The organism is Pseudoalteromonas prydzensis (genome assembly GCF_001661495.1).
Classification (GTDB): Bacteria; Pseudomonadota; Gammaproteobacteria; order Enterobacterales; family Alteromonadaceae; genus Pseudoalteromonas; species Pseudoalteromonas prydzensis.
The window spans coordinates 460,552-472,995 of the sequence record NZ_BDDT01000001.1 but is presented as its reverse complement, the minus strand read 5'-3'; the positions used below and the strand labels follow the sequence as shown (position 1 = coordinate 472,995).

The 12,444-nt window shown below is 41.6% G+C and carries 4 protein-coding genes; 2 read left to right on the top strand and 2 right to left on the bottom strand.

The window, feature by feature from the left end; all coding sequences use genetic code 11:
• The first annotated feature begins 216 nt into the window (after positions 1-216).
• Complete coding sequence (locus A7968_RS01885) at positions 217-1,236, top strand: LacI family DNA-binding transcriptional regulator (RefSeq protein ID WP_064664877.1); 1,020 nt, start codon at positions 217-219, stop codon at positions 1,234-1,236.
• 361 nt (positions 1,237-1,597) lie between these two features.
• On the opposite strand, the gene A7968_RS01880 is transcribed toward A7968_RS01885, so the two are convergent.
• Positions 1,598-7,768: a pectinesterase family protein gene (locus A7968_RS01880; RefSeq protein WP_064664876.1), complete on the bottom strand. Its 6,171-nt coding sequence runs from the start codon at positions 7,766-7,768 to the stop codon at positions 1,598-1,600.
• Positions 7,769-7,842: 74 nt separating this feature from the next.
• Entirely contained in the window at positions 7,843-10,806 is a 2,964-nt protein-coding gene (locus A7968_RS01875; RefSeq protein WP_064664875.1) for a TonB-dependent receptor, read from the bottom strand.
• 190 nt (positions 10,807-10,996) lie between these two features.
• Between A7968_RS01875 and A7968_RS01870 the strand changes: the two genes are divergently transcribed.
• The gene (locus A7968_RS01870) at positions 10,997-12,424 is read left to right on the top strand and encodes a pectate lyase family protein (RefSeq protein ID WP_064664874.1); all 1,428 of its coding nucleotides are present in this window, start codon (positions 10,997-10,999) and stop codon (positions 12,422-12,424) included.
• Positions 12,425-12,444 lie beyond the last annotated feature (20 nt).

The following is a 12,444-nucleotide window of genomic DNA, read 5'->3' as shown; positions in this document are numbered from 1 at the left end:
TTAACTGAAATTGAAAACGGCACTAAATGGAACTAAAGTAGTTCCATTTTACTTTTATAATCAGACTATTCTTATTCCTTAACCGGAACACGGTTAAGGAATTAACTATCTAGATGTACAGGTTATTTACTTTCATTGAGAGAACCGCTGACTAGAGACTTTTATGAACCTAGGGTTAGTGTTAAACTTTGATTACATCCTAAAACAGGAACTTTTATGTCAGTAACGATTAATGATGTGGCGAAATTGTCCGGTGTGTCGAAACGCACCGTATCGCGCGTGATCAACCGCTCTGGGGCAGTTGGCGAGGCTACCCGTGAGCGGGTTTTACAAATAATAAAAGAAGTTGGCTTCTCACCAGATAAACAAGCGCGTGGCTTAGCATCTAGTCGTTCTTACTTATTAGGTTTGATCTACGATAACCCCGATGCACTGTACATTGACCAAGTTCAACGTGGTGCATTAAGTGTGTGCTCCGAGTTGGGGTATGAGCTGGTTGTACATCCAAGTTACTCTAAAAGCGCTGAATTTATTGATGATTGTTTGTCATTTATCTCACGTTCTAAACTCGATGGCGTCATTATTTTGCCACCGGTATCAGAAAATAAAGAACTTGCCGCTGCTATTCGCGACGCGGGTTGTCCTTATGTGCGTTTAGCATCCGTTGATTTAGATGATGCTGACAACATTGTTGTCTCTGATGAACGCGCGGCGATGAAAGAAATGGCCAGCTACTTAGTTGAGCTTGGTCATAAAGACATTGGTTTTATCTCTGGTCCGCAAGTGTATCGTTCATCAATTGAGCGTTTGGCGGGCTTTTTGGCCGAGTTGCAAGTGTGTAATGTACAATTACCGTCACACCGTATTATCGAAGGCAAAAATAGTTACGAAAGTGGTATTGAGTGTGCGATGAGTTTATTAAGCACCGAGCCGCGCCCAACAGCCATTGTTGCTAATAATGATGAAATGGCCGCAGGGGTGTTACGTGTCGCAAATAACCTGAATATCAAAGTCCCTGAAGAGCTTTCGGTCGCAGGCTTTGATGATAATATTTTGGCTTCACGAATTATTCCATCGTTAACCACTATTCGTCGTCCAGTGCAGAATATGGCGTGCTTAGCGGTGCAAAAGTTAATTAATAAAAGTCAATCTACCCACAGCGAACGTGTCAAACTAGATGACGTGATAACCCCTTATCTAGTGAAGCGTGAATCAACCAATAGATGTGGAAAATAGCCTATCATTTAAAACTAAAGGGTTTAATAACCACAACCCAATATGACTTCCAATGCGTCCATTTTTAAATAGGGCGCATTTTTTTTGTCCTTAGAAAACTCTTCTTAAGTATTAATACTTCACAATAAACTACTCTAAAATTACTGGTCACGAACGATGTATGGCTGCTAAATCTAACTACTCAATTACTGGACTGGTGGTAACACGAGTAACGTTTCGCTAGTTGTAAGATGTTGCTGTCGTTGGTGTGCTGTGACTGCTGAAGGGGATTTAAAACAAAAAAATACCCTTGCTGTGCGTGGCAAGGGTATTGGTAACTATCAAATTGTTTCAAAGCAGTGTTTGGCTGCTCTCATTACAACTACTGAATGGTTATCTCATCCAATGTGATAGTGGCTTCACTTTCCGTTCTGATAGTGATGAATGAGGTCGCTGTGGCTACCAATCCATCGACTGTATAAGTTTGACCAGGGACTAAGTCTTGAAGTTGCACTGAGTAGAACTTCGATGAACCACCGTGGATTGAATTCGCGCTACCTGAGGTGTTGTTATCTACATATATTTGGAAGCTTTTTGCGGTGTTACCTGCTACATCCGCGACTTTAAAGCTCACTTGATAGTTGTTACTTAAATCAAGTAGACCTGTTGTACTTGCATCCGCTGAGGTGGTATTCACCGCAGGGGTGGTATTAGCAATACTAATACGTGCACCTGTCATGGTTAATTGGCCTGCTGATACATCGATTGTGCCAGTGACACGATGAAACAGCGGGGTACCCGTACCCGCTAAACCTGATAGGTCGCGGTAACTATTACTAAAAAATTCGTCAGAATTTGCTGCGGCAAAATTTTCAGTAAATGGTAAACCAAGCGGCTGTTGTACTGGTGGCTCACTAGGTGCTGCAATATCTGGAATATCCAAATCACTTTGGTCAATCTTACCAATGCCGGCATGGGCCAAAACGTGTGCTTTAACATCCATTACTGGCGTTAAAGTATACTCATAAGGCGCTTGGTAAGAGCTTGTTGGTGTCATGCCTGTAGTAGTAACTTCAGCGGCAACATCACCGTCTTCAACGTCACCCCATGTAACACCTTCGCCTAAATAATTACCCGATGTATTCCAATAACCTAATTCTTTTGAATAGAAAGAAACCACTGGGTTTTTAGTATGTTCAAAGTAATTATTTTCAATATGTAACTCTGCACCCATCCGTGAATTGATGGCGCTTGAAGTAATATTGTTATAATAGTTATTGAATATATGGCCACGACCAAATCTAAACAACGGCACACGCGATACTATGTTTTCAAACCGGTTATGGTGAAAAGTAATATGGCGATTCTTGTTGCTACTTGAGTCGTCATCACTGTGGCCATGTAGCGATGTTTTCCAGCTATCATGTAAATAGTTATACGAGATAGTAATGTTTTCAGCACCTGATTTAGAATCGATTAAACCATCGTAATAGTCTTGATCTGAAGCTAAAGATGAATACAGCTCATTGTGGTCAATCCAAATGTTAGCGGTCGGTTTATTTTCATCACCTTCAATCGAAATACCATCTTTGCCTCCCGTTAATACTTCATGGATCTTCAGGTTTTGAATAATGATATTGTTAGCGCGGCGAATAGCGATACCAATACCGCTTAGTTGTCCGCGATCTGCAACCCCAATGATAGAAACATTATCCATGTCTTTAATTTCAATAGATGAGTTATCACCACCACTGTTTGCATCGGTGATCACACCATCCACATAAATAATAACCGGAACTCCCGATGATTTTGCTTGTGATAACGCCGCTTTTAACGATGCACCATTATCAACGGTGACCACAGTACCACCTTCACCACCTGTTACATTGAAGTTATAACCGGCAAAACCAAGGTTATTATTGACAGGTGTTATTGCCACCGGTTCATCAGGCAGGACAGGAATAGTAAGCGGTTCAGGTGTCCAACCTTGGTCATCATTAAAGTTTGCGAAAATAGCATTACGGTCAAGTAAGTTAACCACGTCGCTGTCTTGCATAATGTAACCACCAACACGAGCACTTAAATCAAGGGCATTACCTGCTAAGTCCATGCTGCCATACTCGCGCCAGCCACTGGTAGCCGTTGCAACTTCAGGGTTTGGAGCCGGTTGATCATTCACCCCTTGCACTGCCCAACCTGAGGTTGCAATGTGAGTGTCAAACTTATTATTGATAAGCGTAATGTTATCAAAATATGTATCGCTGCCACCACTTCGTGCAATATAGGTTGAGTTATCAAGCACATCATTACCAATTGGGCCTGGGCCATGCGTAAAACTACTGTTTAAGAAGATAAACCCAGGATCAGTCGCCACTGGTACGCGTGCTTGTAATACATAACCTCCAGAGGTGTCTTTAGTCGGATCACCGTCTTTAGAATCACCAATAGTGCGAATTTCGCTATTTTCAAATAACGCAGTAACTGGATAGCCCCAAATAAAGTCAACGTTGCCTGCAACTAAGCTGTTATAGAACCAGCTATAACCTTTCAGTAATAGGGTATCTTGTTCGCTGATAAAGCTGGCATTATTAGCCACTAAACGACCATTACTATTAAAGTAAATCGTTTCAGCTTGGTTTGAATCGACCTTGTTACGCAAGTGAGTATTTTTTAATGTAAGGTTGTTGAGGGTCAACATATCGGCACCTTCAACTAAAAATACACCACGACCGCCACCCGGTGTGCCAGAACCTACAGGCGCACTGCCACCAGAACCACCATTAAGTGTTTCGTAGTTTTCGTACTGAATAACAGTATTGTCTTGGCTTTGCCCTTGTATTGTTACGTTATTTTTATTGCGTAAGAACAGTAACTCATTATAGATACCATCTTTTATAGAAATAGTGGTTTGTTCGTCTTTGCCAAGGCTTGCCATCGCAAAGTTGAGGGCACCTTGTACGGTTCTAAAGTCTGCAACACCATCGTCATCAACCAATAGTTGGTTGCCTGCAGGCGTTGTTACTTTAGTCGTGAACGTCCATTGACTGCTATCACCTAAGCCGACAAAGTCAGTTCCGTTTAATTGTGCGCCGATTACCACATCATCACCAATCACTACGCGATAGGTATGGCCATATTCAAGTACATTATTATGTGGCTTGATCGTTAAAGTGTTACCTTCAAGGCTAAGCGGGAAGTAATACACAGAGCGCAGTCTATCTTGGCCTGTGTAGCCAATTACATCGATATTCTTACCCACTTTGAGGGTATCAACTAGGGTGTTGTCGTTTTGTTTATAAATACGTACTTCACCTAAACTGCCAAATGTAGGGGCATTATCAAAAGTAATCGATAACTGAGTGTCAACAAATTGATTATCGCTAGCAATCGCTGGCATTACTTTAGTTGTTAAGTCACCGTAGACAGTAGTTGGCATTACAAAGCCTTCTGCAACAGATACTTTAATAGTACGCGTAATGCTTGGATCTGAATCTGATACAAACGTGACTATTGCGTCACCTGCAGCAATCGGCGTTAGGGTGATCATATTTGCATCGATGCTTACACTTAGCACTGCATCATTACTTGACGTGACAGTGTAGGTATCAGCTGTGATGCCATCGTTTTTGATTGCTGTGACATTGATCACAAGTGGGTCCATAGTGGTACTGGTATCCCAAGCTGGCTCTTTATAATCAAGGGTTAGCTGAATTGGTTTGATGCTTGGGTCGCCCACTTTTACATCATCAATTTCAAACGAACGATTGTTCGTAAACACCCCAATCAAACCACGCGCGGTATAGCTGGTATCACTAGCCGTGCCCATTATTTCACCGTTTAAGTATACGGTTAGTTGATCATCAATCATCTCAAAGCGAGTGGTGTACCAAACGCCATCTTCTGTAGCACCTTTTTCACCGAGTAAAATGGGTGATTTTGTTTGCACTGGACGCGAAATTGAGCCTTCGCTACTCACGGCAACTTCCACTTGGGTACTGCTTGATGAGTTTTGCACATTTAAGCCACCAGCGTACCAGTTACCGGCATTTAAATAGCGTGCCATCAAAAATATTTGCTTATTGGCCGTGGTAGAGTTCTGGCGTGGGCGAATTTTCGCTTCAACAAAGTAGTTACCTGTAGTCGGCACGTTAGCCATTGCTTCTTCAGTGGCTAAAATCAGCTCACCACCAGCCCCACCGGCTGTGTAACGCATCATGCTATTACCCATAATGTCGAGTACATCAAACTCACCCATTGGGGCTTCGGTGTTATCAGGCTTGGCTAAAATTTGCCAATTAGTTAACTCACCATTGGCAAAGTCATCACAAAAATACAGCTCTGGCGCATCTGCGCAGCTAAATACTGATGGATCTTTAACATACTCAATTCTGAGGTTATTGATAACCACAGTGCCACCTGTTTCAGTACGTAGCTGTAAAAATGAATTTTTAGTCGCAAGTTGACCTGGGACTGTTAAAGTTTGGCCAGCAGTAAGCGAGTTGATTAATTCATTATAAAAGCGAGAGTCATTACCATGGATTGATTTAGAACTGCTTGATGAGTTGTTATCCACATAGATTTGGAATTTATTATCACCTTCTGGGTCACTCACACTAACGATATCCATCACTACTTGATACGGACGAGACAAATCTAAAGCCCCACTGGTGGTGGTATCTGTTGCGGCGGTTTCAATACCTGGCGTCGTATTACCTAATGTGAAACGGCCACCATTAAGCTCTAAACCGGTGTCAATAACCGTTACTGAGCCACCCGTTTTGCTAAACATGGGTATTTCATCGCCGTTAGCATCAATAATTTTTTGATGATCAACAGAGAAAATATCTGCAGTGAGTGTGGTAAAGTCAGTGGTGATTGGTAATTCTACTGTTGGGATCTCACCTTCTACAGGAGGATCAATGGGTGGCTCAACCGGCGGTTCAACATCAGGAACATCTGTAGCGACAGTTTCAATGGTTAAGTTATCAATGACAATCATTGCCGCTGAATCAGTGCGTATTTGGAAATATGAATTTTTAATCTCAGGATTTAAAATACCGCGGGCATCGACATGAGTCAGATCTGGGCCAGTATTTACATCTTCGCCTGGAATGTAGGTATATGAAAACCGTTGACCTGCAGGGGTGTTGGTTTCATTTATATCTTTGCCGTAAAACTTAGAGGCACCGCCATGCACTGAGTTACTTTGACTGGCGGTATTATTATCGACATACAACGAAAGGCCACCGGCTCCATTGTGAGAAATAACATCAAAGCTGAGGGTAAATCCTTCGCTTAAATTATAAATCCCCACACCTGAGCTATCAGCCGCTGTTGATTCTTTACCAGGCAGGGTATTACCGATTGTAATACGGTCGCCTTCGAGAATTAGTTGGCCTGCAACGTCGTCAATTTCTGCGCTACCACCGCTTTTAAAATACAATGGGCCGCTACCTTGCTCATCAGATAAGCTTTTATAGCTTGATGAGAAAAACGTTTCAGTGTCAGTATCAAATTCTTCAATTAGGGCTAAGCCTGCTTGCTCTGCGAGATCGTTAAGCTTTATGAGCTCTTCTTGCGCTTGCTGCTCGGAGAACACTAAAATATTGTTTTTAGCATCATCATTACTATCACAAGTAAGCACCAGTGTTGCCAATTCTGCCGGATCGCTGGTGGCACAAACGCTGTAAGTATTATTAACCGTATTGTGGGAGCGAGAAATAATATACTCAGTGGTAGCAGACTCACCTTCACCAGATGTTAATGCAAGTACACGATTACCGAATAAAAATGTATAACTACCGGTTGTAGTCTCACTGCCATCTACAACATGACTAAAAATACCTGCAAGGTTTGCTTCATCGTCTGGTGTTAACACTAACTGTGCAATGCTTGCTTCACTGCCTTGTACTAGTGGGTTGTAAATGGTGCCGGTAAAATCAGCAGTATTAAATGCTAAAGGCTGAGTGCTGTTGTATTGCTTAAAAATAAAATCGACAAAGTGCACAATAGCTTGATCAGCTGGAATTAAAGTACTGTTGGCTGAGCCTGCATCAGCGAGCCATGCATTAACGTTAGCCTCAAATTCATCGCTGCTGAAATAATCAGTCACTGTTTGACCTTCACTAAGCGTCATTTGAGCTGCCTGCGCAGCTTGCGCGCTAATGGTGATGCCATTACTAGGATCGCCATCAACATCGAGTGACTGCAATAAACGTAAGCTATTTATAACAGCAGGGTGAAACACGGTATCTGTTGAAAATAAAGCCAGTGGAGTAAGTACGTTGGCAGCGGAAACCGTAGGGAAGGTAAGTGCACCGATAGAGAAATCGATAGCTTCACCTCTAAAGTAATCGAACTGACCTTCAGCATTCGTTACACCATTGCTGACCGACGGACTATTGTAAGTTAAACCTGCAACTGGACTGTCAACAAACACCCCTTGAATAGGTGGCAACGGTGCTTCTTTGACATTAACTGAACTTTCTTCACCGCAGCCTGCTAAGATCAAGCTGATCAGCAAACACGATGGTATTTTTATTGTATTATTCATGCATCCCTCCAAGGATGAAAGCGTGTTTTCTACGCGTTAATTGTGTGTGGTATTAATAAGTTCGTTTTTTATTATTAGTAAAATTTATAGTTCATACCCAACTGGAACGTACGGCCATAATCTTCTCGTTGGTAGAGAATTTCACCGCCGGCTAAATCATTCCCTTTGAAGTAACGTAAATCCGCTTCATCGGTTAAGTTAATCGCGTCAAAGTACACGCTGAGGCTTTTTGTGAAGTCATATTTCACTTTCATATCAAAGGTTAAGATATCGTCTTGGTATATATCAGCCCATGACTTACAGGTGTGGGGGTCTGATACGGAAGCTGATACGGGACAAGAGCCAACCTCTTCAAGAATATCTGAGCGATAATTACTAATTAGGCGGAACGAGAAAGTCTCATTTTCCCAACCAACAGCAACATTACCGGTAATATCTGCTTGGCCAGGTAACTGCATTTTGTCTTGACGGATAGTGGCGTCGAGTTCGGCTTCGCTTTTTACAAAGGTCATATTACTTTGCCAAAATAAGCCATTTTCGAAGAATTGGTTGTAACTGAGCTCTACACCGTACACAGTGGCTTTATCGCCATTGAGGGTGATATCAACCTGATTGAGAGCTAGATCTTGAGGAATAGCAAAATCAGACACTTGGTTTACAGGTAAAGTAAGCGGTAGCTCATCGATGCTCATTTGAATACCGGTGACATCCACGATGAAGTTATCAATATTTTTATAAAATACCGCCGCTTCCATAAATAACTCTTTGGATGGATACCAGCCAAATGAGGCATCAAAGTTATCTGAGGTCATGGCCACCAAGTTTGGATTACCCACTTGTAGCGCATTGTCAGGCCCTAGAATATAGCCTTGTAAATCAATGGCACTTTGCCCGTCAGGGGTGCTATAGCATTCGTTGGTTGTTGGATCACATAAGCTAATATCACTATCAAAACGTGCAAAACCACGGGCTTGTTTAAAAGAAGGGCGGGTATAACTAGTCCAAAGTGACGTACGCACTAACATTTCAGGATTCGGTTCGTAGCGTATATGCATACTTGGAAAAAATTCACTGTAGGTAATAGATGCTTCAGGTAAAGGGACCGAAATATCTAAGGTGTGATCTCCGCCAAAATTCCAATCATCATTTGATAATGACATATAACCGGTTGATGAAAATTCGGTATGTGCATAGCGAACACCGGTAATAACACTTACCTGCTCTGATAGCTGCAGCTCAGCCATAATATAGGCTGCGTAGGTATCTTCGTATAAGGTATAGTCTTCTTTAGTGCTGTCGATTGACACCTCGCCACCGGTGGCACTGTCGCGTGTAATTTTTGTTGAGTCAACCATGTACTCAAGGTCTTCGTTGCTAACAAAAGGGTAGGTAAATAAGCCACCTTCAGGCACCGCGAAGTTATAATCTGTCACATTTGAGTTGGCGACGGTAATACAGGTTTCATCTGTGCCACAGTCCAGTGGATTTATTGCATAGCTCCAGCGATCTTTATCACGAAAGTGTTCGCGTTCGTTATAAGTGCCACCAATTTTAATGAAATTCAGGTATTCAAAATCAAAGTCTTTTTGTAAGTTTAACTTGATACTCGTGACTTCGTCTGTTCGGACACTGTCTTCCATAAATAAGTTGTCGTATTCCATATTTGATAAATCGCTGATATCACCATCGGCTTCACCGGCAAAAACATCATTATCTGGATCTAACGCAAAACCACCTAAGGCAGCTGCTTCTTCAGGAGTAAGCACTTTCGCAACAATATTATTTTTACTACCTTGACCGTAGACAATATTTTCGCGCTCACGAAATTGCACGCGGCGATCACCCACAGATTTATCATCTGTTTTAGAATACGCGTATTCATAATCTACACGTAAAGTATCGGTAATATAGTTTTCACCACCGATGCTGTAATTGGTTGTAGTCGTTTCACCTTCTTGAATGAAAAATTGGTTGTAAATATCGATATCAGACAGTGCAAACTCTTTTGTATCAGCATTTACATAGATAATCTCATCTGCTTGGTCGCCATTATAAAAGTTATAAAACTCTCTTTGGGCAACGTCATTATCGGTGTAATTTGAGTAGTTACCACGAATGTAATAAAAACTGTCTGCGGTTGGTTTAAACTCAACATTAAGTGTTGCAGTGGTACGTTCTCTGTCGGCTATTTCACGGCGGTTTTCGAGTTGCGCGGGGATCAAAATTTCTGGCGCGACACTGAGTTCTTCTTCGCTTAGACCAATTCCCCCTTGTAAAAAGTTTAATTCGCGAGTGCTATGATGGCGTACTTCATCTACTTGGGTTTTTCTATCTTCATAGGATAGAGCAAAACCAACCCCTATTTTCTCGTCTAAAAATAGTTGCGTACCATCAATGCTAAACTTAGGTGATTGCTCTTCGCGTAATTCACTGTATGAATCTTGAAGCTTCATTTTTAATGTGTTTTTACCACGATCATAGGCAGAGATGGCTTTTACGTTGACTGCACCACCAATTGAATTGAGGTTCATATCTGGGGTAAGGGTTTTAAATACTTCAATGGCACCGAGTGAATCACTGGTGATGCCATCAAGGCCAATTTTACGGTCATCACCTGCGCCAGACAGTTCTGCACCATTCATGCTCACTGATACGAATTTAGGGCCTAAACCACGCACGGCAATGTATTTTCCTTCACCTTCACTGCGTTCAAGTGTCACACCTGGGATTCGACGCAGTGATTCTGCAACATTTTGGTCAACAAAGTTTCCCATGTCATCCGTGGCAATCACTGAGCTAAATGCTTTTGCATCGCGCTCCATAGCACGTGCTTTTAAATCTGCTTGATAAACGCCTGTTACAGCAATGATTTCAATATCATCTTCAGCTTCTACGTTTTTTTTATCTGCTGTTATTTCGGCGTTTGTTGTTGGTTTGTCACTTTCTACCTTTGGCTGTACAGGATCAGCTGTTTGCGCATAAAGTGGCGTAGCTACCATTAATGCTGCTGCGATCGTGCTTAATCTCATGCTCTTCATCTTTGTTCCTTTTCCAGGCTTTTAATTGTGTGTGCAAGATATGCGATTCCCGTTGATTCAAATCCCAGCTTGCCACCGGTGGCAAAATGGAATAACATGAAGTTAACACTGTATTAATGAAACTGTCAATTTACATATTGACAATTTTTTATTTTAACCAGCATTAAAAACGAAATAGCCAAGGAACATTATGCAAGTTCTGAAGAATAATAATTTAAACTATCTCAATATCGTATTACTAAGCATCATTATTGTGTTAACGGTTTTTGTTTCGACTAATTTATACGCTGCACAAGTTAATACACCATTGGCTTTTCCAACGGCAAAAGGGTTTGGTAAGTACGCAACTGGGGGCATTAATGGCACGCTTTATAGAGTGACTACATTAGAAGATAATTTAGATAAACCGCAACCAGGCAGCCTTCGCTATGCAATTGTGCAAAAGCATCCTCGCACTGTCGTATTTGCGGTATCGGGTGTGATCAAATTGGCAGGGGAGCTTAAAATATCACACGGTAATATAACCATCGCAGGGCAAACTTCACCAGGTGGGATTGCCATTGTTGGTGCACCTGTTACGGTTTCATCCGCAGATAATGTGATTATTCGCTACTTACGCTTTCGCTTAGGTACATTTGGTTATGCTGATGATTCATTAACGGTGCGTAACAGTGAGAATGTCATTATTGACCATTGTTCATTGAGTTGGTCCGTGGATGAAACTGCGAGCTTTTATAATAACCGTAACTTTACGTTACAAGATTCAATTATTTCACATAGTTTAAGTCATTCAATTCACCCTAAAGGCGATCATGGTTATGGTGGTATTTGGGGCGGCGTAAATGCCAGCTTTATTAATAATATAATTGCCAATCATGCCAGTAGAACACCAAGGATCAATGGTCATCGGCTTAAATCACCGTACCCACAAAATGAAGAGTTTGTTGAGCTTATCAATAATATTATTTTTAACTGGGGGCATAATAATGTGTATGGATCTGAAAATGGTCGTTTTAACCTGATCAATAATTACTACAAGCCAGGTAAAGCAAGTAAGAGAATGCAGTTTGCTGATATTTGGTACTCACCGGAGATCAAAGAAAATCAAGCCTATATTATGGGGAATGTACTTGAGAACAATCCACAACTTACTGAGCATAATTACTTAGGTGTAAATTATCGCAAAGCAGTTAAAGCAAAACGCACCATCAGTAATGAGAATAGTCCGTGGTTAAGTGATAAAGCAATTATTACATCTCCTATGCAAACAACGCTTGTTTATGTTAGTGCTGAGCAGGCATTTACTGATGCCATTAAGGGGCAACATATAGGTGCAAGTCGTAATGCACATGGTTATTTCCATGACAGTATTGATACGCTTGTTTATCAACAGCTCACTGATAGTGTCGCGATAAAGAAAAATGGTTTGATTGATCATGAATTTGAGCTAATTGGTAATTGGGATGCATATAAACAGGAATTTACTGGAGCTCCCGCAATCGTTGATGGTAATGAAGATGGTGTTGCGGATGATTGGTTCAAACAGCATCAGGCGCAATTAAAAAGTGCCACTACAGCACAGGTTTTGCAGCAGTACTTAAATTCGCTTAGCGACTAACAAAGAAAGCCTTGATGACT